General features: G+C 70.5%; 18 protein-coding genes. 9 read left to right on the top strand and 9 right to left on the bottom strand.

The annotated features are described in order from the left end of the window. Positions 1-39: 39 nt before the first annotated feature. Positions 40-780: a tRNA1(Val) (adenine(37)-N6)-methyltransferase gene (locus VIL67_RS09460; protein WP_332048629.1), complete on the bottom strand. Its 741-nt coding sequence runs from the start codon at positions 778-780 to the stop codon at positions 40-42. A gap of 181 nt (positions 781-961) precedes the next feature. Between VIL67_RS09460 and VIL67_RS09455 the strand changes: the two genes are divergently transcribed. Next, positions 962-1927 (top strand): polyprenyl synthetase family protein, encoded by a 966-nt coding sequence (locus VIL67_RS09455; RefSeq protein WP_332048969.1) that lies wholly within the window; start codon positions 962-964, stop codon positions 1925-1927. A gap of 87 nt (positions 1928-2014) precedes the next feature. Then, complete coding sequence (locus VIL67_RS09450; RefSeq protein ID WP_332048628.1) at positions 2015-2947, top strand: iron-containing redox enzyme family protein; 933 nt, start codon at positions 2015-2017, stop codon at positions 2945-2947. On the opposite strand, the gene VIL67_RS09445 is transcribed toward VIL67_RS09450, so the two are convergent. Further along, positions 2893-3372, bottom strand: a complete 480-nt coding sequence (locus VIL67_RS09445; RefSeq protein ID WP_332048627.1) for a GNAT family N-acetyltransferase — start codon at positions 3370-3372, stop codon at positions 2893-2895. The two genes, VIL67_RS09450 and VIL67_RS09445, sit on opposite strands and share 55 nt — an antisense overlap. Further along, positions 3372-4763 (bottom strand): class II fumarate hydratase, encoded by a 1392-nt coding sequence (gene fumC, locus VIL67_RS09440; RefSeq protein ID WP_332048626.1) that lies wholly within the window; start codon positions 4761-4763, stop codon positions 3372-3374. Before fumC ends, VIL67_RS09445 begins: the two co-directional genes overlap by 1 nt. Positions 4764-4835: 72 nt before the next feature. Here fumC and VIL67_RS09435 point away from each other — a divergent pair, with 72 nt between their 5' ends. Further along, complete coding sequence (locus VIL67_RS09435) at positions 4836-5213, top strand: RusA family crossover junction endodeoxyribonuclease (RefSeq protein ID WP_332048625.1); 378 nt, start codon at positions 4836-4838, stop codon at positions 5211-5213. 99 nt (positions 5214-5312) lie between these two features. Here VIL67_RS09435 and sciP read toward each other — a convergent pair whose 3' ends face one another. From sciP to VIL67_RS09415, 4 genes are all read right to left on the bottom strand, one after another. Further along, positions 5313-5603: a CtrA inhibitor SciP gene (sciP, locus tag VIL67_RS09430; protein WP_332048624.1), complete on the bottom strand. Its 291-nt coding sequence runs from the start codon at positions 5601-5603 to the stop codon at positions 5313-5315. 168 nt (positions 5604-5771) lie between these two features. Then, a complete protein-coding gene (locus VIL67_RS09425) occupies positions 5772-7166 on the bottom strand; it encodes a flagellar hook protein FlgE (protein ID WP_332048623.1) in 1395 nt (464 codons plus the stop codon). 81 nt (positions 7167-7247) lie between these two features. Continuing rightward, positions 7248-8018, bottom strand: a complete 771-nt coding sequence (locus VIL67_RS09420) for a flagellar hook assembly protein FlgD (RefSeq protein ID WP_332048622.1) — start codon at positions 8016-8018, stop codon at positions 7248-7250. An 11-nt stretch (positions 8019-8029) separates the two neighbouring features. Then, positions 8030-9574: a flagellar hook-length control protein FliK gene (locus VIL67_RS09415; RefSeq protein WP_332048621.1), complete on the bottom strand. Its 1545-nt coding sequence runs from the start codon at positions 9572-9574 to the stop codon at positions 8030-8032. A 374-nt stretch (positions 9575-9948) separates the two neighbouring features. Here VIL67_RS09415 and flgK point away from each other — a divergent pair, with 374 nt between their 5' ends. Together flgK and VIL67_RS09405 are read left to right on the top strand one after the other, a co-directional pair. After that, positions 9949-12051, top strand: a complete 2103-nt coding sequence (flgK, locus tag VIL67_RS09410) for a flagellar hook-associated protein FlgK (protein ID WP_332048620.1) — start codon at positions 9949-9951, stop codon at positions 12049-12051. A 12-nt stretch (positions 12052-12063) separates the two neighbouring features. Continuing rightward, on the top strand, positions 12064-12999 hold the full coding sequence (locus VIL67_RS09405; RefSeq protein WP_332048619.1) for a flagellin: 936 nt from the start codon (positions 12064-12066) through the stop codon (positions 12997-12999). A gap of 169 nt (positions 13000-13168) precedes the next feature. Here the strand turns inward: VIL67_RS09405 and VIL67_RS09400 are convergent, their stop codons facing one another. Beyond that, the gene (locus VIL67_RS09400) at positions 13169-13357 is read right to left on the bottom strand and encodes a hypothetical protein (protein ID WP_332048618.1); all 189 of its coding nucleotides are present in this window, start codon (positions 13355-13357) and stop codon (positions 13169-13171) included. A 155-nt stretch (positions 13358-13512) separates the two neighbouring features. Between VIL67_RS09400 and mnmA the strand changes: the two genes are divergently transcribed. From mnmA to VIL67_RS09385, 3 genes are all read left to right on the top strand, one after another. Further along, positions 13513-14694, top strand: a complete 1182-nt coding sequence (gene mnmA, locus VIL67_RS09395; protein WP_332048617.1) for a tRNA 2-thiouridine(34) synthase MnmA — start codon at positions 13513-13515, stop codon at positions 14692-14694. A gap of 264 nt (positions 14695-14958) precedes the next feature. After that, positions 14959-16152: an acetyl-CoA C-acyltransferase gene (locus VIL67_RS09390; RefSeq protein WP_332048616.1), complete on the top strand. Its 1194-nt coding sequence runs from the start codon at positions 14959-14961 to the stop codon at positions 16150-16152. A gap of 215 nt (positions 16153-16367) precedes the next feature. Beyond that, positions 16368-16640 carry a GNAT family N-acetyltransferase gene (locus VIL67_RS09385; protein WP_332048615.1) on the top strand — a complete coding sequence of 91 codons (273 nt, stop codon included), beginning with the start codon at positions 16368-16370 and terminating at the stop codon, positions 16638-16640. A gap of 484 nt (positions 16641-17124) precedes the next feature. On the opposite strand, the gene VIL67_RS09380 is transcribed toward VIL67_RS09385, so the two are convergent. Further along, positions 17125-17412, bottom strand: coding sequence for a hypothetical protein (locus VIL67_RS09380; RefSeq protein WP_332048614.1), 288 nt, complete (start codon positions 17410-17412; stop codon positions 17125-17127). A 401-nt stretch (positions 17413-17813) separates the two neighbouring features. On the opposite strand from VIL67_RS09380, the gene VIL67_RS09375 reads away from it, so the two are divergent. Further along, on the top strand, positions 17814-18482 hold the full coding sequence (locus VIL67_RS09375) for a hypothetical protein (RefSeq protein WP_332048613.1): 669 nt from the start codon (positions 17814-17816) through the stop codon (positions 18480-18482). Positions 18483-18489: the final 7 nt, after the last annotated feature.

Here is an 18489-nt window from a genome sequence, read left to right as displayed (position 1 = left end):
ATAAAGCAAGAACAAAACGCGAACGAATTGACCCACAGCTCAGCTCCAGCTGATCGCCGCTTCACCTCGGAGGATCGCCTCCACCGGCGTCAGGTGGCCGGTCTCGCCGCGGGCGTGCAGGACCAGGGGCGGCAGCAGCCTCAGCGGGGCGCGGCCGGTCTTCACCGCCCGGACCAGGACGCGCTTGGCCGGCGCGTCGGCGAAGGGGAGCACGGGCAGGATCTGCACCGAGCCCGCCTTGGGCGCGAGAAGGTCCAGGATGTCGGCCAGCCGGTCGGCGCGGTGGATGAGGGTGATGGTCCCGCGCTCGCGCACCGCCTTCAGCAGGAAGCCGACCCAGGCGGCGAGACCCTCGTCGGCGATCCAGGCGGCCCGACGGGCGGGGGCGGGGGCGCGCAGGCTGTCGGGATCGTCGAAGAACGGCGGGTTGGCCAGGGCCGCGTCGAACGGCGCCAGCTGCAGGCGGGGAAAGGGCTGGCTTACGTCGCCGGCCACCGCCGCGACTCGGCCGTCGAGGCCGTTCAAGGCGATGTTCGCCTGCGCCAGGCCCAGGGCCTGCGCGTCGCGCTCCACGCCGACGAAGCTGGCCTCGGCGCGCCGCACCGCCGCCTGCAGGAGCGCGGCGCCGGGTCCGCAGCCGGCCTCGATGACCCGCGCGCCGGCGGGTGCGTCGCACGCCGCGGCGAGCAGGGCGGCGTCCATCCCCGCACGGTAGCCGCGCGCGGACTGGCGCAGGCGCACGCGGCCGTTGAGCAGCTCGTCCTCGGTGGTGTCGTCCATGGGCGGGGGGCTGGCGTAAGGGTGGGCAAAAGGGCTATGGGCCGCGCTTGACCGTGCCCTAGCGCGTCACCATTGTCCCGGCAAACGGCGGCCGTCCTCCCCCTCATCGGCCGCCGCCGCCTCAGGAGTTCGAACCCGCGTGGAAGCCGCCCGTACGGCCGTCGCCGAAAAGCCGCCGTCCCTGGACGCGCTGCTCGAGCTCGCGCGGCCCGACATGCTGGCGGTGGACGCCCTGATCCGCGAGCACATGGACAGCCCGGTGCCGGTGATCCCGGCGCTCGCCGACCACCTGATCGCCGGCTCCGCCAAGCGCCTGCGCCCGCTGCTGACGGTGGCCGCCGCGCGCCTCGCCGGCGCGCGAGACGACGCCTGCCTGAAGCTGGCCGCCGCCGTGGAGTTCATCCACACCGCCACCCTGCTGCACGACGACGTGGTGGACTCGTCCGAGCTGCGCCGGGGCCGCGTCGCGGCCCACCTGATCTGGGGCGCGCCGTCCTCGGTGCTGGTCGGCGACTTCCTGTTCGCCCGCGCCTTCGAGCTGATGGTCGGCGCAGGCTCCATGCCGGCCCTGGAGATCCTGGCGCGCGCCAGCCGGGTGATCGCCGAGGGCGAGGTGCTGCAGCTGACCCGCGCCCACGACATGGACCTCTCCCAGGAGGTCTACCTGCAGATCATCGGCGCCAAGACCGCCGAGCTGTTCGCCGCCGCCGCCGAGGTGGGCGCGGTCTCCGCCGGCGCCTCGCCCGAGCGCTGCCGCGCCTTGCGCCGCTACGGGCAGGACCTGGGCCTCGCCTTCCAGCTGGTCGACGACGCCCTGGACTACTCCGGCGACGCCGGCGCCATGGGCAAGAACGCGGGCGACGACTTCCGGGAAGGCAAGGCCACCCTGCCGCTGCTGCTGGCCATGGCCCGCACCCCCAACGAGCGGGAGTTCTGGGTTCGCACGGTGGACCGCCGCGACCAGACCGACGCCGATTTCGAGCGCGCGCGCGAGCTGATGCGGCAGACCGGCGCCCTGGACGACACCCTGGCGCTCGCCGCCCAGTACGCCTCCAGCGCCAAGGCCGCGCTCGACGGATTCGGCGGCAACAGCTGGCGTCCCGCCCTGGCCGACCTGGCCGATTTCGCAGTCGCCCGCCGCGCCTAGGGCGGCCCCGGCTCGCGGGCCCGAAAGCTCCGCCCTAGGAACTAAACTACAGGTTAGGCGCTCCCTGCATCCAAAGAGGGAGTGCCCATGTTTCCAGGGACGAGATTGGCGCGCCTGGGGGTTTTCACCCCCGAGTTCCCCGACGCCGAGATGCTGCACGTCGGCCTCGCGAAGTGGAACCGGCAGCGCCTGGCCGTCGCCACGCCGCACGACGACTGGCAGGCCGAACTGGCGGTGAACACCCGCATGCTGCGGCTCGAAGGCGCGTTCGTGGAGGCGTTCCGCGCCCACGTGCAGCCGCTCGTGGCCGACGTGCCGGAAGACCCCGAGGGCTTCATCGCCTGGTTCGAGGCCCTGAAGGATACTGGCCCTGGCCAATGGGACCCGCTGTTCGCCTGGCTCGAGAACGAGGCTGACCTCGAGCAGATGAAGTGGTTCCTGACCCAGGAGGCCGCCGGCGAGGCGGGTTTCGACGACCTCGTCGCCATGACTCAGGTGAAGCTCTCGGCGCGGCCCAAGATGGAGCTGGCGCGCAACTACTGGGATGAGATGGGCCGCGGCCACATGGGCGGCATGCACGGGCCGATGCTGGATCGCACCGTCCAGGGCCTGGGCCTGAAGCCCACCATCGACGGCACCTGCTGGCAGTCGCTGTGCCTGGCCAATACGCTCACCGCCTTCGCGAGCACGCGCCGCTACGCCTACCAGTCGATCGGCGCCCTGGGCGCCGTGGAGCTCACCGCCCCCACTCGGGTGGGCGCCGTGGCCGAGGGCCTGAAGCGCCTGGGCTGCCCGCCCGAGCAGCGGAAGTACTTCGTGCTGCACGCCCAGCTCGACATCGAGCATTCCAAGGCTTGGAACGCCGAGGCCCTGATCCCGCTGGTTGAGGAAAACCCGGCCTGCGCGAAGTACATCGCAGAGGGCGCTGTCATGCGCCTGGTGGCCGGCGAGCAGTGCTTCGAGAGCTATCGCGCCCACCTGTGGGCGCACCACCACCCGCTGGTCTGCGCGGCGGAGTAGTCGGCGCGGAACTCGTGCGTCCAGGGCCGTCCAGCGACGGCCCTGAACCCGAGTTGCGTCCAGAACGAAGGCGCAAGCGTGTCGCGGGCGTTGACCGTCACCAGGGTCACGCTGTCCAGCGCCTCCTGCACCAGCGCATTGACGAGCGTGCGGCCCACGCCGCACCGGCGGGCGTCGGGGTGGACGTACAGGCGGCGGACGCGCATCGCCCGCTCGGGCCCGGGTTCCGGCTCGTGGGTCAGGCCGCCGATCGCCGACAGGCCCTCCGGAGAGGAGGCGGCAAGCAGACAGACGAACATCTCCGGGGTGGCGGCCCACTCCGCCTCCAGCCGGCGCAAGGCGTTGAACCTTTCCGCGTTGGCGGCCGCGCGAAGGGCCGCGAAGCCCTCCGGCAGCTCGCCGGCGACGCGGACCAGCTGCACCATCAGCCGGGGCTGATCATCTTCTCGGGCCGGACCACGGCGTCGAACTCCTCGTTCGTCACATAGCCGCCGCCCACCGCTTCCTCGCGCAGCGTGGTGCCGTTCTTGTGCGCCAGCTTGGCGATCTTCGCCGCGTTGTCGTAGCCGATCTTCGGCGCGAGCGCGGTCACGAGCATCAGGCTCCGCTCGAGGTTGGCCTTGATGTTGTCTTCCCGCGCCTCGATGCCGGCCACCATGTTGTCCGCGAAGCTGATGGCCGCGTCCGACAGCAGGCGGGTGGACTGCAGGAAGTTGTAGGCCATCACCGGATTGAAGACGTTCAGCTCGAAGTGGCCCTGGCTGCCGGCCACGCTCATCGCGGTCTGGTTGCCCATGATGTGGGCGCACACCATGGTCAGCGCCTCGGCCTGGGTGGGGTTCACCTTGCCCGGCATGATGGACGAGCCCGGCTCGTTTTCCGGCAGGGCCAGCTCGCCCAGGCCCGAGCGGGGCCCCGAGCCCAGGAAGCGGATGTCGTTGGCGATCTTGAACAGGGCGGCGGCGGCCGAATTGATCGCGCCATGGCTGAACACCATGGCGTCGTGGGCCGCCAGCGCCTCGAACTTGTTCGGCGCAGTGACGAACGGCAGCTTGGTGATCACCGCGATCCGCTCGGCCACCTTCTCGGCGAAGCCGATGGGTGCGTTGAGGCCGGTGCCGACGGCGGTGCCGCCCTGGGCCAGCTCATAGAGGCCGTACAGGCTCTCCTTGATCCGCCGGACCGACATGGCGACCTGATGGGCGTAGCCGCCGAACTCCTGGCCGAGCGTCAGCGGCGTGGCGTCCTGGGTGTGCGTGCGGCCGATCTTGATGATGTGCTCGAAGGCCTTGGCCTTGGCCTTCAGGGCGGCGTGCAGGTGCTCCAGCGCCGGGTTCAGGTGGCGGGCCACCTCGTCGGCGCAGGCTACGTGCATGGCGGTCGGATAGGTGTCGTTGGACGACTGGCTCATGTTGACGTGGTCGTTCGGGTGGACCGGCGACTTCGAGCCCATGGTCCCGCCCAGCATCTCGATGGCGCGGTTCGAGATCACCTCGTTGGCGTTCATGTTCGACTGGGTGCCCGAGCCGGTCTGCCAGACCACCAGCGGGAAGTGGTCGTCGAGCTTGCCGTCGATCACCTCCTGGGCGGCGGCGACGATCGCCGCGCCGATCGTGGGGTCGAGCCGGCCCAGCTCCATGTTGGCCTCGGCGGCCGCGCGCTTCACCACCCCCAGGGCGCGGACGATCGGGATGGGCTGCCGCTCCCAGCCGATCTTGAAGTTCTGGATGCTGCGCTGGGTCTGGGCGCCCCAGTAGCGGTCGGCGGGAACCTCGATGGGGCCGAAGGTGTCGGTCTCGGTGCGTGTCGCGGTCATCAAGCAGCTCCCAGTCAAACAGCCGGAGCGGTTTAGCGGGACGGCGCAGGATCGCAAGGCTAAGGGAGCCCTATGAGCGACGGCTGGACCTCACACGGCAAGGTGCGCGCCCGCGAAGAGGGGGCGGCCCTGGTCGTGGTGGTGGATGGCCTGACCAGCCAGGCCAAGTACTACAAGCCGCTGATCTACGAGTTTTTCCGCAAGGTCTGGCGTGGCGCGCGGCCGGGCTGGGGCGAGTTCTCGGTGGAGATCCGCATGGAGTACGTGGGCGAGCCGCCCTGGCTCGACCTGGACAATCTCGCCAAGGCCATCCTCGACGCCATCAAGGGCTACTGTTTCCACGACGACGCCCAGGTCGCCCGGCTGCTCGTGGAGCGCGGCGTGGGCGAGCGCGAACGCATCACCATCACGGTCCGCAAGATTTCCGACCTGGCGATGAGCCGGCCCTGACCGCCTGCGCCGCAGCGAGGCTGCCAAAAGAAAACGGCCCCGCGCTGGAGGGAGCGCGGGGCCGATACGTCGCGAACCAATCCGGGGGAGGAGAGTGGCTCAGCGATACTGTTGCAGACGCGTGGTCCGAAGGCCCGCCATGCCGTGGCGGTCGATGGACGCCTGCCACGCGGTGAACTCTTCCGAGGTCAGCCGGTAGCGCTCGAGGGCGTCCTCAAGCGAGATCAGCCCGCCGCGAACGGCGGCGACCACCTCCGCCTTGCGGCGGATCACCCAGCGGCCCGTATTCGGCGGCGGAAGATCCTTCAGCGTCAGCGGAGCCCCCGTGGGCCCGATGACATAGGCTTCGCCGCGGCTGTTCGTGCGCGTCTGCTGCTGTTGCTGCAACATGGCTTTACGCCTTTCCCACCATCACTGTTGAGGGGGACCATAAGCCGCGGCTCCTAACAGCCGCTGAATCGCAAGAGTAAAGAAGGAACTAACCATCTCCTCCCCCATGTACTAAATCGATACAGATCCAGAAGTCTCGGCCGTTAACCTTGATTAACGTTCAAGCAACTAGCGCTTAATGTTGATCAGCTCTTCAAGCATCTGGTCTGCCGTCGTGATGATCCGCGAAGACGCCGAGTATGCTTTCTGTGTCTGGATCAGGCCGGTGAACTCGGCCGACAGGTCGACGGTCGAAGCTTCGAGGCTCTGCGGCGAGATCTGGCCCGCGCCGACGCCGGGCTCCTTCAGGAGGTATCCGCCAGACTTGCCGGACGCGCGGTAGGCGTTGCCGCTCACCGCGGTCAGCCCGTCCGCGTTGGGGAAGGTGGCGATGGCGATCTTGGCGATCTTGCGCACCTGGCTGTTGTCGAACACGGCCGTGACCACGCCCTCGGCGTCCACCTGCACGCCCACCACATTGCCCACGCCCGCTCCATTCGACGTCACCTGGGTGACCGTGGAGGGCATCGACATCTGCTGGAGCTTCGCGAGGTCGAGCTCCACCGTCTGCGCGGCGATGCCCAGTCCATCAGCCCAGCGGACCGGGGTGGCGGTGCCGGAGGCGTCAAGGATGATGCGCGGGTCGGCAGGCGTCCCGAACAGGTCCGTGCCGGTCGCGCTCATGTCCAGCCTGCCGTTGTTGTCGAAGCGGACGTAGCCGTGCTTCAGCAGGCCGGGGGCGCCGACGTTGCTTTCCACGTCGGTGGCCGGGATGGCGTAGATCTCGGCGCGCCACTGGTTGGCGATCGGCGGGGTCGCGCCGCCGTCGTCGCGCAGGAAGGCCATGGCGAGCTTGCGGTTGCCGCCGGTGGAGTCCACCACGTTCAGCTCGATGGTGAAGTCGGGCCGCGTCCCGGTGCCGTCGATGGCGTACTGCGCCATGCTGTTGGTCGTGGTGTCCCAGGTGGCGGCCCCCGCGGAGACCGGCTGGTCCTTGTAGAGGTTGGCGCCGACGCTGATCTCGCTGGTGGGCGCCACGGCGGACGTCAGGCCGCGGACATTGATCGGAGCGAGCTTGCCGATGTCCGAGGGGTTGATGTCGAACGTCCCGTTGGCCTGGATCGGCCAGCCCTGGAGGAACAGGCGCGCGTCGTTCATCAGGTAGCCGTCGGCGTCCACCGTGAACGAGCCGGAGCGGGTGAACAGGCGCGCATCGCCCGAGGTCAGGTTCGTGGCCTTCTGCGTCGTCACGAAGAAGCCGTCGCCGGAGATCGCCAGGTCGGTGGGCGAGGTGGCCGCCTGCACCAGGCCCTGCTGGCTAATGAACTGGCGGGTCGAGCCCTGCACGCCGCCCGCGGAGTAGCGGCCCGCCATCTGGGCGGTGACCACGCTGCCGAAGTTCACCTGGCTGCGCTTGTAGGCCGTGGTGTTGACGTTCGCGATGTTGTCGGAGACTGCCGCCAGCGCCGAGGAGTTGGCGACCAACCCTGACACGCCTGCGAGCATTGCGGAGTTGATGCTCATGGTACGTTCCGTTCTGTTTGACTGGGGTCCGCGTGCTGCGGATGCGGAACGGCGCCTTCCGGCCGTCGCGTCCTCCGGCCTTTAGCCGGCGGGGTTGATGAGGGTGTCCCCGGACTCGTCGTCCGAGGCGGTTTGCGTGGAGCCGCCCGATCCGGTCGGCGGCGGGGTTGCGGGCTTGGGCTCGTAGATGCTGGCCACCTGGCCCCAGGGCACCTTGGCCCCGTTGATGGTGAGCATGGTCTGGCCGTCCGCCTGCTCGACGCCGGCGACGAGGCCCTGGATGTAGATCGAGACCGGCACCGCTGCGCCGGTGGTGTCCTTAGTGGTGACGCGCAGCTTGTACTGGCCGCCGTCGGGCAGGGCCCGGCCGGTGATGTCCTTGCCGTCCCAGGCGAACTTGTGCTCGCCCGCCGCGATGTCGTCGCCTCCGGTGACGGTCTTGCTGGCCACCGTCTTGCCGTTGGCGTCGATGACCTCGAACTTCACCTCGGCCGCCTCGCGGTCGAGCTCGTAGAACCACTCCGACTTGCCGCCCTTCAGGGCGGTCGTGTCGGTGACCGCGCGCACGTCCTTGCCGATCAGGCTGACGGCGGTGGAGATGCCGGAGTTGGAGTTCGCCACCAGCTTGTTGAGCAGGTCGTTGGTCAGCAGCTGCTGCTCAACCCCCGTCATCTGCACCATCTGCTGGGTGAACTGGGTGGAGTCCATCGGCGACAGCGGATCCTGGTTGCGCAGCTGGCTGGTCAGCAGCGTCAGGAAGGTGTCGAAGTTCTCGGCCAGGCGCGTGCGCGTGCCGGCGGTGGCTTCGGTCCCGGTGGCCGGGGTGTTGGCGGCGACGCCTGAAACGGACATTGCGGTTCCCCTCAGATCCGGACGTCGAGGCCGGCGTTCACGCCGCGCCGCAGGGTGAGCGGCCCGTTCGCGAGGGCGGCTACGTCCGCCTCGTTCGCGGTGTCGATCGCGGCGCGGAACGCGCGGCCGCGGAAGGCCCCGCCGTCCTGGCCGCCGTGGTCGCCCAGGAAGCCCTGGCTGGGCCGGCCCTGGTCACCGGCGACGTCGAAGCTCATGCCGCCCGAGAGGTCGAAGCCGGCCTGCTCCAGGGCGCGCTGCAGTTCGCTCGCCCGGGCCTTCAGCTCCTGGGCCGCCTGGGGGTTCTCGAAGGAGAGCGCCGCGGTCATCTTGCCGTGGGCCCCGATCTCCACCCGCACGTCGACCTTGCCGAGGCCCAGCGGGTCGAGCTGCACGTCGAAGCGGGTCGAGCGGGCGTCCAGCTTCTTCAGGATCTGGGCGCTCAGGTTGGCCACGGTCTCGGGCGAGCCGCGGACCTGGGCGGCGGCCTGGGTCGTCGCGGACTCCGCGTTCGAAGCGTGACGGGGCGCCTCGGCGGCCGGTGCGGCCTCCGCGGTCTGGAATTCGGCCGCGGCCGGCTGGGCGGCGGCGGTCTCGGGCAGGAGCGCGTCCTGCGGGCCCTGGGCCCCGGGCTTGGCCACATCGGCCTTGGCGTGAACCGGCGCGGCGCGGCCGGCGGCGGCGACGGCCTGCGCACGTTCCGGACCGCCGTCGGCGAAGGCGTCAACCCGATCGCCGGCCTTGCGCTCGACCTTGGCCTCGCCCTTGTCGCGCGGAGCCGGGCGGGCGGCCTCGGCCTGCGCCGCCCCGCTCGTCGCCTGTGTGGCCGCAGGCGCCTGGGCCTCGGCGGCGGCGTCTGCGGACGCGGCGACCTCCGGGGCGAGCGCGGCCACCGGAGCGGCGGCGTCAAGGCCTTGCAGCGCTTGGGTCGGGGCCTGCGCCGGAGCCTGCGGCGCGGCGGCGGCGATGGCCGCGGGTGAGGGGAGGGTGGAGCCGGCCGACGCCGGGCGGCCCTGCGCCTTGGGGGGCTGCGGCTCCAGCGGCGACGCGGCGTCGGCCTCGGACGGCAGGGCGGCTTCGCCCGCGTCCGCCTCGCCCGCAAGGGCCTCCTGCAGGAAGGCCGCGTTGGGGTTGGCGTGCTGCAGGGCAGGGGCGGCCGGCAGGGCCGCCGCCTTGCCGTGGCCCCATGCCGGAGCCTTCGCCCCGGCGTCCTGAGCGAGCGCCGCATCGGCGACGGCGGCGGCGGTCGGTTGGGCCTGCGGCTGGACGGGGGTCGCTTCGGCCAGGGCGGCGACCACCGCGGCGTTGATCTCCAGCGCCGGCTGGTCGGGGTTGGCGGCCGTCTCGGCCGTCTCGGCCTGTTCGCCTTCCTCGGCCGGAGCGGTCTCCGCCGCCTCCGCCGCCGCGCCCGCCTCCGGCGCCGTGATTTGCCCCAGGAACGCGGCCATCATCGCCTCGAAGGCTGCGCCCGCGTCTTGGACGCCCCCGGCCGGCGCGCCGCCGCCCGGGCCGACGCCCGGAGTCGAGAAGCTGGAGACGTTGAGCAGGGACGCGGTCACTTGAGGCCTCGGAGGGCTTGGCGTTTGAAGGCGCCTGCTGCGCCGCATCGTTCGAAGGAGGTTCAGCAACCTTCGCGCCACTGATTCCCGCCCTTGATTTCGCTGGGCTTTTCGCTCCTCCGGCTCGGCGAGCGACGGCGTCCGCGGCGGAATTTGCCGGGCCGCGGAAGGTCCGCTGGGGCGTTCCCTGCCGGTCGGATTTGGCGACTTACGGACTGGCATCGGACTTGCGCCCGTTAACCACGATCTCGCAGACGCCTGAAGGGCAGATGTTGAAAGATAAGGACTTTTCCCGGCGAGCGCGGTTTGCGTTCCTAAACGTCCCGGCAGAATCCGCCGGGGCGCGCAGCCTTTGCCGGGCGGAGGGCTAGCCCATGTCGATCAACGCCACGCTGCGGACCGCGGGCTCCGGCCTGATGGCGGCGCAGACCGGCCTGCGGGCGGTCTCCGACAACATCTCCAACGTCAACACCCCCGGCTACGTCCGCAAGGAGGTCGAGCAGCGCCCGATCGTCGTCAACGGCGTGGGCATGGGCGTCGAGGTCACCGCCATCAAGCGGGTGACCGACCAGTACCTGCAGCTCGCCAGCTACACGGCCAGCTCCGACTCCGCCCGCTGGACCAGCTATTCCGAGTACCTCGACAACGCCCAGGCGCTGTTCGGCAATCCCTCGGACGAGACCTTCTTCTTCAACCGCCTGGACACCGCCTACGCCGCCTTCGCGGCCGCCGCCGACGACCCGTCGTCCAGCCTGCTGCGCAGCAAGGCGCTGGCCGACGTGGAGGACTTCCTCAGCGAAGCCTCCCGGATCAACGCCCAGCTCAACGAGCAGGCGGCCAGCATCGACGTGCGGATCAGCAACAACGTCGAGCGGGTGAATTCCCTTCTGTTCGAGATCAACCGGCTGAACGCGGACATCAGCCGCGCCTGGCTCATCGAGCAGGATTCCTCCGGCTCCGAGAACATCCAGTCGGGCCTGGTGGACGAGCTCTCCACCCTGCTGAACGTGCAGGTGACGAAGCGCGTGGGTGGCGGGGTGGACATCCGCTCGGCGGAAGGGGTGAAGCTGGCCGGCGACGGCTCGGCGACGCTCTCCTACGAACGCACCGAGTCCACCAAGGGCTACATCAAGGCCTTCCCGGCCGGCGGCATCGGCTCGCCTCAGCCAATCAAGGTGCTCGCCGGCGAGGTGCGCGGCCTTCTAGATCTGCGTAACGACAAGCTGCCGTCCATGTCGGACCAGCTGGGCGAGTTCGTGGCCAAGGCGGTGGACCGGCTGAACGCCGCGCACAACGCCTCGTCCTCCGTTCCGGCCCCGGCGACGTTGAGCGGAAAGACCAGCGGCGTCGACCTAGCCACGGCCCTGGGCGGCTTCACCGGCCGTACGACGGTGGCGATCACCGACGCCGCCGGCGTGATCCAGCACCGGGTGGATATCGACTTCGACACCGGGAACTTCACCGTCAACGGCGCCCCGGGCGGGCCGTTCACCCCGGGCACCTTCATCGCCGATCTCAACATTGCGCTGAGCCCCGCGGGCTCTGCGGCCTTCGTCGGCGGCGCGCTGTCGATCAGCGCCGCGAGCCCGGGTCGGGGCGTGGCCATAGACGAGGGCACCTCGCTCAAGGCCGGCCGGCAGTTCTCGCACTACTTCGGCCTGAACGACCTTGTGCGCTCCAACGGCCTGTCGACCTACGAGACCGGCCTGAGCCCCAGCGACCTGCACGGTTTCACGCCGGGCGAGCAGATCAAGTTCTCGCTCACCGGCCAGGACGGCAAGCCGCTTGAGGACGTCACCGTGACGGTGCCTGCCGGCCTCTTCATGAGCAATCTGCTCGCGGCCCTGAACAATCCGACGACCGGGGTGGGCAGCTACGGTCAGTTCCAGCTCGACGCCAACGGCGCCCTGGCCTTCAAGCCGTCGGGCCCCCTGAACGCCAGCCTCTCGGTGGCCTCCGACACCACCCGCCGCGGCGTGGGCGGGCCGTCCATGAGCGTGCTGTTCGGCATCGGGGTGCTGGCGCGAACCGCCCGCGCCGAGATGTTCGTGGCCAACCCGCAGATCATCTCCGATCCGACGAAGCTGGCGCTGGGCAAGCTCGACCTCACGACGCCGGCGGGGCAACCGGCGCTACGGGCCGGCGACGGCCGCGGCGCCCTGCTGCTCTCCACCTCCGGCGACGTCAACGTGCGCTTCCAGGCCTCCGGATCCCTGGGCGACGTGAACATGACCGTCAGCCGCTACGCCTCGGAGTTCGGCGGCTCCATCGGCCGTGACGCCGCCGGCGCTGAAACCCGCAAGCAGAGCGCCGCCGCGGTGCTTACCGAGGCCACCGCCCGCCGCCAGGCGGTCGAGGGCGTCAACCTGGACGAAGAACTTGTCCGGCTCACCACCTACCAGCAGGCGTTCAACGCGTCGGCTCGGCTGATCCAGGCTGCGAACGAGCTGTTCGACACCCTGGTCCGCATGGTCTGAGGAACCGGCTAGATGGTCACCCGCGTCTCCACCCCCGGCAGCTACGGCTCCGTGCTGCAGAACCTCCTCGCCGCCCAGGCCCGCCAGGCCGAAGCTTCGGACCAGGTCGCGACCCAGAAGGTGGGCAAGAACCTCAAGGACTACGCCAAGAACGCCGAGATGCTCACGGCCATGCGGTCCACTCAGACGCGGCTGGAGCTCTACGTCGATCAGAACGTGATGATCGCCGACAAGCTGACCCTGCAGGACTCGGCGCTGAACCAGATCAAGGACGCGGCGACCAACACCCGCCAGGCGCTCCTCGACACCATCGCGTCGGGGGACGCCGGCACCCTGATGGAGGAGCTCGAGGCGCACCTGCGCAACGCCATCGAGGCGATGAACACCCGCTACGGCGGCAAGTACATCTTCGCCGGCGGCCAGGTGGAGACCCGGCCGGTCACCGCCACCAAGCTGGACGACCTGTTCGGCACGCCGCTGCCCGCCATCGCGAACTTCTTCAAGAACGACAACTACGAGGCCCAGTCGCGGCTGGACGATTCCACCGTGGTCACCACCGGCATGCTGGCCAGCGAGCTCGGCGCCGACCTGCTGGGCGCCTACCAGCAGCTGAAGGCCTTCCACGAAGGTCCCTCCGGCCCGGTGGACGGCAAGCTGACCGACACGCAGCGCCTGTTCCTGGAGAGCCAGCTCGGCACGTGGGACACCGTGCGCCAGGACCTGACGGTGCTCACCGGGCGCAACGGCCTGGTGCAGAAGCGCGTCGACGACGTGAAGGTGAACCTGCAGACCCGCACCGACACCCTGAAGGGCATGATGGGCGACATCACCGACGCCGACATGGCCAAGGCCGCCACCGAGCTGGAGGCCGCGCGCATGTCCGTCCAGGCCGCCTCGCAGGTTTACCTGGTGCTGAAGAGCACCTCCCTGCTGGACCTGCTGCAGTAGCGCCGCGTAGCGATCGTCATCGCCGGGCTTGTCCCGGGGACCCATCAACACCTTGCGTGGGCAGGGCCCGCGGCGTCCCCGCTGCGGCTTCTCGGCGCCGCCATGATCATGGGTGGCCGGCACAAGCCCGGCCATGACGTGTTGGGGGTGAGGTGAGGGGCGACCCCCGTCACTTCAGCAGGAAGGGCCCGCCCAGCCGCGCCACCAGCCGCTCTCCCTCGTACACCTCGGCCGCGTAATGGCCGGCGTAGGCGTCCTCGGCGAGCTCCAGGGCGGCGTTGTCGTTGGCGAAGCGGGCGGCGACCTCGGCGGCCACCCGCTCGTCATGGCTCAGGACATAGATCCGGTACTCGGTCATCGCACGCCGCTCCCTTGACGCCCGACAGCATGGCTCCGGTTTGCGGGATTATTGTGACGTCACCGGGGGCGCATTGTGACGCTTGCTTCGACGCGACCCGTCTTTCGCCGGGCCGCCCCTCGCAAACCCCTGACCGCACAGCTAAATAGGGCGCCATGAACGCGCCCGTCGCCATCGCCCAGGCCGCGCCGGAAGGCCTCCTCGAGGTCGTCCGCGACGCCGTGCGCCTGCCGCAAGGCGCCCGGATTGTGGCGGCCATGTCCGGCGGGGTGGACTCCACCGTCACCGCCGCCCTGCTGGCCCAGGCCGGCTACGACGTGGTGGGGGTGACGCTGCAGCTCTACGACCATGGCGCCGCGATCCAGAAGAAGGGCGCCTGCTGCGCCGGCCAGGACATCCACGACGCCCGCATGGCGGCCGACGCCATCGGCATCCCCCACTACGTCCTCGATTACGAGAGCCGTTTCCGCGAGCAGGTCATCGAGGACTTCGCCGACGCCTACCTCCGCGGCGAGACGCCGATCCCCTGCGTACGCTGCAACCAGACCGTCAAGTTCCGCGACCTGCTGGACGTGGCCCGCGACCTGGGCGCCCAGGCCATGGCCACGGGCCACTACGTGCGACGTGAGGAAGGCCCCGGCGGGCCCGAGCTGCACCGGGCGGCCGACCCGGCCCGCGACCAGAGCTATTTCCTCTTCGCCACCACGGCCGAGCAGCTGGCCTTCCTGCGCTTCCCCCTGGGCGGGCTCCCGAAGCCGGCGGTGCGGGCCGCGGCCCTCGACCTTGGCCTGTCGGTGGCGGACAAGCCGGACAGCCAGGACATCTGCTTCGTCCCGGAGGGCCGCTACACCACGGTGATCGATCGCCTGCGGCCGCACGGCGCCGAGCCCGGCGACATCGTCCACCTCGACGGCCGCGTGCTCGGCCGCCACGAAGGGGTCACCCGCTACACCATCGGCCAGCGCCGGGGGCTGAACGTCGCCGTCGGCGACCCGCTGTTCGTGGTCCGCATCGACGCCGACCGGCGCCAGGTGATCGTCGGTCCGCGCGAGGCCCTGCTGACGGGCGCTCTGACGCTCAAGGAGACCAACTGGCTGGGCGAGGCCGCGACGCTCGAGGCCGCCTGCGACGCCGGCCGGCCGGTGCTGGCCCGCGTCCGCTCCACCCGCGAGCCCGTGCCCGGGCGCCTGGCGATCGTCGACGGGCGGGCCGGCCTGCGCTTCGACGCCGCGGAGGAGGGCGTGGCTCCCGGCCAGGCCTGCGTCCTCTACGCCCCCGAGGCGCCCACCCGCGTCCTCGGCGGCGGCTTCATCGACGGCACGATCCGGGCTCACTAGTTCCGCTCATCCCGGCGCAAGCCGGGACCCAAGCGGCATTCGCGTTTTCACCACCAAGACCACCAAGCGCGCCAAGGGTCCCGCGCTGAACCGCGCCCGTCCTGCGACGCCGTTCCGATGGCGTGCGCCCCGGCGCGCAATAGGCTTTGGCTCTGCTTCTCCTCGGCAGAACCCCTTGGTGTCCTTGGCGCTCTTGGTGGTCCCGAACGACCTCCAAATGCGTCCCCGCTTTCGCCGCGATGAGCGGATGAATATATCGACGGGATGAGCACCAACGTCTCCGATCCCGTCGTCATCGCTGCCTACGCCCGCACGCCCATGGGCGGCTTCCAGGGCGTCTTCTCGGGCGTCAAGGCCACCGACCTTGGGGCCGCCGCCGTTCGCGCCGCCGTCGAGCGCGCCGGCGCTCCGGCCGAGGCCGTCGAGCAGATCTTCATGGGCTGCGTCCTGCCCGCGGGGCTTGGCCAGGCGCCCGCCCGCCAGGCGGCGATCGGGGCGGGCCTGCCCACCTCGGTGGAGGCGACCACCGTCAACAAGATGTGCGGCTCGGGCATGCAGGCGGCCATCATGGCGCACGACGCCCTGGCCGCCGGATCGGCCGACGTGATCGTGGCGGGCGGCATGGAGAGCATGACCGGCGCGCCCTACATCATGGCGCAGCACCGCGGCGGCGCCCGCATCGGCCACGACCGCATGTTCGACCACATGTACCTGGATGGCCTGGAGGACGCCTACGAGCCCGGCCGGCTGATGGGCTCCTTCGCCGAGGAGACGGCCAAGCAGTACCAGTTCACCCGCGAGGCCATGGACGACTACGCCATTACCTCCCTGACCCGCGCCCGCAAGGCGGTGGAGGGCGGCGCCTTCGCCCGCGAGATCGTTCCCTTCGAAGTGGTCACCCGCAAGGGCGCCGTGCTGGTGGAGCAGGACGAGCAGCCGCTGAAGGCTGACCCCGCCAAGATCCCGACCCTGAAGCCGGCCTTCGCCAAGGACGGGGCGATCACCGCCGCCAACGCCAGCTCGATCAGCGACGGCGCCGCGGCCCTGGTGATGACCCGCGAGAGCGTCGCCCGGAAGCTCGGCATGAAGGTGGTGGCCCGCGTGGTCTCCCACGCCGCCCACGCCCACGAGCCCGGCCTCTTCACCACCGCCCCGGTGCCGGCCGTCCAGAAGGCGCTGAAGAAGGCCGGCTGGAGCGTCGACGACGTGGACCTCTTCGAGATCAACGAGGCCTTCGCCGTGGTGGCCATGATCGCCGAGCGCGACCTCGGCCTCGACCGCGAGAAGATGAACGTCAACGGCGGCGCCTGCGCGCTCGGCCACCCGATCGGCGCGTCGGGCGCGCGCATCCTCGCCACCCTGCTCAGCGCCCTGGAAGCCCGCGGCGGCAAGAAGGGCGTCGCCAGCCTTTGCATCGGCGGCGGCGAGGCCACCGCCATGGCCGTGGAGCTCGTCTAGCCGTTTCCTTTCCCACGCAGTGGGAGAGGGGGACCACCCGCCGTAGAGCTGGTGGTGGAGAGGGCAAGCCGTACGCGCGGCGCGCGCCGCTTGCCCTTCCCACCATCGGCTCTCCGCCTGCGGCTCGGCCGACGGTCCCCCCTTCCCACGCTGTGGGAAGGGAAAGGGATCAATCTCCACCGCAGAGCGGTTTGAGAAGGCGAGGAGACCCGACGATGACCGGACTTCGCAACGACACCGAAAACCGCCGCTACGAGCTGGACGAGCAGGGGATGACCTCCTGGGCCGACTACCAGCTGCGCGACGGCCGGCTTTACATCCTGCACGTGGAGAGCCCGCCGGCGCTCCGCGGCACGGGCGCGGCCGGCCGGCTGATGGCCGCCATGAGCGCCGACATCAAGGCCCAGGGCCTGAAGGTCACGCCCATCTGCGGCTACGCCGCCGCCTGGCTGCGCCGCAGCCACGACTATCGCGACCTGCTGAACTGAGCCGGCGCTCACCGCGTCGCTCCCGCACCCATCGTCATCCTCGGGCTTGTCCCGAGGACCCATGATCTCCGACCTTGAAGATCCGGCGCGGCGTCGCCCCGCCACCTCCCGGAACGCGGTGATCATGGGTGGCCGGGACAAGCTCGGCCGTGACGATCAGAGGAAAGGGCAGGGAGGAGCTGCACCCGACAGCTCCACAAACGCAAGCGGCCCGCAGCGTCCCCGCAGCGGGCCGTTAATACTTAGGAAAGCTGGTTAACCCGGCGGCCTGTGCTTGCACGTCCTCGACCGAAGCGGGGGATCAGCGCTTGGTCGGAGCCGTGGCCGCAGGCCGGCCGGTCAGTCCAGGACCCGGAATGGCACGGGCCAAACCGGGAGACCCGCCGAACCCGCGCCGGCCGGACCCCGCCCCATTGAAGTGCTCAGGGCCCGGCCGTTTTCCACGCGGGTATCGGTCGGGGAAAACTCTAAGGGTCGCGCCCGCTCAGGTGCGGGCGACGATCGCTTCCAGGGTCTGGACGCGCATCTCGCAGTCCTCCACGAGACGGCGCGCCATGTCGCGCACGCCCGGCGGGTAGGCGTCGCCGCCTTCGGCGATTTCCGCCGCCAGCTGCTCCACGTCCACCAGCGCCTGGTTCAGCGCCTTGATGTGGTCCTTGGCCAGGGCCTTGGCTTCCTGCTGCAGGCGGCGAACGCGCTGCGCGACGGATTCGGCCTTCGGCGCACTGGTCTTGAGATCGTTGTCAGCAACAACACTGAGAGACGGTGACATTCTATAGTACCTCAAATCCCCAACCCAGGTTCTTGAGAGCCCGCCGTTCCCCTATGGACCGGCTCTGGAAGGCTCCTGCCCTGCTGTCCCGTTAAAGAACGAAGACAGCACAGGTTCCCTGACGCTGGCATGAACGGCGCCAGCACCGGAGAGGTGGGGATTTGGCGCCACGCTGTACAGTTAAGGCGCGGCCCCCGATGCGCCGAGATTTTGCCCGGGTGGGGTTTAGCGCGGCTGATTTGCTGGGCGGGGCGGGCGGTCGACTTCCCGACAACGGACAGCTGGGCGCTGGCGCGGCCTTCGCCCGCAGAAGGTTGCCAAGGTCAAGGTTGTGACCTGGGGCACAGCTGCACGGCGCAGCTTGCTCCATCCTTCTCCTCGCATCTGGGGAGGTGCGTTGAATGTCGGGGCGACTACACGCCGCCGGCCGCCTGGCGGCCGCGAGCGGCGATTTCGGTGATCTTGCGCGCTATCTGCACGCCTGCGAGCAGGCGGGCGAGCCGCCCAACTACTCGCCGCAGGCCATCCTTCAGCTGGTCCAGCTTGTCCAGGTCCGCGCCGCCCAGGTGGGCGGCGGGCGGCCGCGCGGCGGCCGTCCGGCCGAGATCTGGTGGCGCTATCGGGCGCTCCGCGCCGGGCCGCCAGGCGCGCCCGGGCTGAGCCAGGCCCGGGTGCAGAACCGGGCTGACGAACTCGCGTCGCGGGGCTCGCCCACGCGGCTGTGGCTCGCCCGCTTCATCAGCCACGTACGGGCGAACGCGCCCGCCGCTGCGCCGCACCTGTCGGCCCTGCTCAGCCGGACGCGCGAGCCGCCGCCGGGCGCCGCGGCCGCCGTGCTCTGCGCCCTGGGGGCTTTGGGGGCGCCGGAGCGGGCGCCGTTGCGCACAGCGGCGCGGCACCCCTCCCAGCGGCGGCAGGGGGCGCTCGGACGCCTGCTCTCGCCCATGGGGCTCGTGGGGCTCGCCGTGGCGGTGCTGCTGACCGGGCTCGCCTGGCAGCTGGCGCACGCGGGGGCGGCGGACACCTTGTCCCCGCGCCGCGCGCTGCCCCTGACGGGGGCGGCTGAGTAGGGCGGCC

The sequence above is a fragment of the Phenylobacterium sp. genome, from assembly GCF_036563385.1.
GTDB lineage: Bacteria > Pseudomonadota > Alphaproteobacteria > Caulobacterales > Caulobacteraceae > Phenylobacterium.
The sequence above is the reverse complement of the archived record's forward strand: the minus strand, read 5'-3'. Positions and strand labels throughout refer to the sequence as shown.

Excerpts from the sequence above, each read along its gene's own strand:
- VIL67_RS09375 (WP_332048613.1), top strand. The coding sequence starts at position 17,814 with ATGTCGGGGCGACTACACGCCGCCGGCCGCCTGGCGGCCGCGAGCGGC.
- VIL67_RS09435 (WP_332048625.1), top strand. The coding sequence starts at position 4,836 with ATGAGCGACGGCTGGACCTCACACGGCAAGGTGCGCGCCCGCGAAGAG.
- VIL67_RS09380 (WP_332048614.1), bottom strand. The coding sequence starts at position 17,412 with ATGTCACCGTCTCTCAGTGTTGTTGCTGACAACGATCTCAAGACCAGT.
- VIL67_RS09425 (WP_332048623.1), bottom strand. The coding sequence starts at position 7,166 with ATGAGCATCAACTCCGCAATGCTCGCAGGCGTGTCAGGGTTGGTCGCC.
- VIL67_RS09390 (WP_332048616.1), top strand. The coding sequence starts at position 14,959 with ATGAGCACCAACGTCTCCGATCCCGTCGTCATCGCTGCCTACGCCCGC.
- sciP (WP_332048624.1), bottom strand. The coding sequence starts at position 5,603 with ATGTTGCAGCAACAGCAGCAGACGCGCACGAACAGCCGCGGCGAAGCC.
- flgK (WP_332048620.1), top strand. The coding sequence starts at position 9,949 with ATGTCGATCAACGCCACGCTGCGGACCGCGGGCTCCGGCCTGATGGCG.
- VIL67_RS09400 (WP_332048618.1), bottom strand. The coding sequence starts at position 13,357 with ATGACCGAGTACCGGATCTATGTCCTGAGCCATGACGAGCGGGTGGCC.
- VIL67_RS09460 (WP_332048629.1), bottom strand. The coding sequence starts at position 780 with ATGGACGACACCACCGAGGACGAGCTGCTCAACGGCCGCGTGCGCCTG.
- VIL67_RS09420 (WP_332048622.1), bottom strand. The coding sequence starts at position 8,018 with ATGTCCGTTTCAGGCGTCGCCGCCAACACCCCGGCCACCGGGACCGAA.
- fumC (WP_332048626.1), bottom strand. The coding sequence starts at position 4,763 with ATGACCGCGACACGCACCGAGACCGACACCTTCGGCCCCATCGAGGTT.
- VIL67_RS09385 (WP_332048615.1), top strand. The coding sequence starts at position 16,368 with ATGACCGGACTTCGCAACGACACCGAAAACCGCCGCTACGAGCTGGAC.
- VIL67_RS09445 (WP_332048627.1), bottom strand. The coding sequence starts at position 3,372 with ATGGTGCAGCTGGTCCGCGTCGCCGGCGAGCTGCCGGAGGGCTTCGCG.
- VIL67_RS09405 (WP_332048619.1), top strand. The coding sequence starts at position 12,064 with ATGGTCACCCGCGTCTCCACCCCCGGCAGCTACGGCTCCGTGCTGCAG.
- mnmA (WP_332048617.1), top strand. The coding sequence starts at position 13,513 with ATGAACGCGCCCGTCGCCATCGCCCAGGCCGCGCCGGAAGGCCTCCTC.
- VIL67_RS09450 (WP_332048628.1), top strand. The coding sequence starts at position 2,015 with ATGTTTCCAGGGACGAGATTGGCGCGCCTGGGGGTTTTCACCCCCGAG.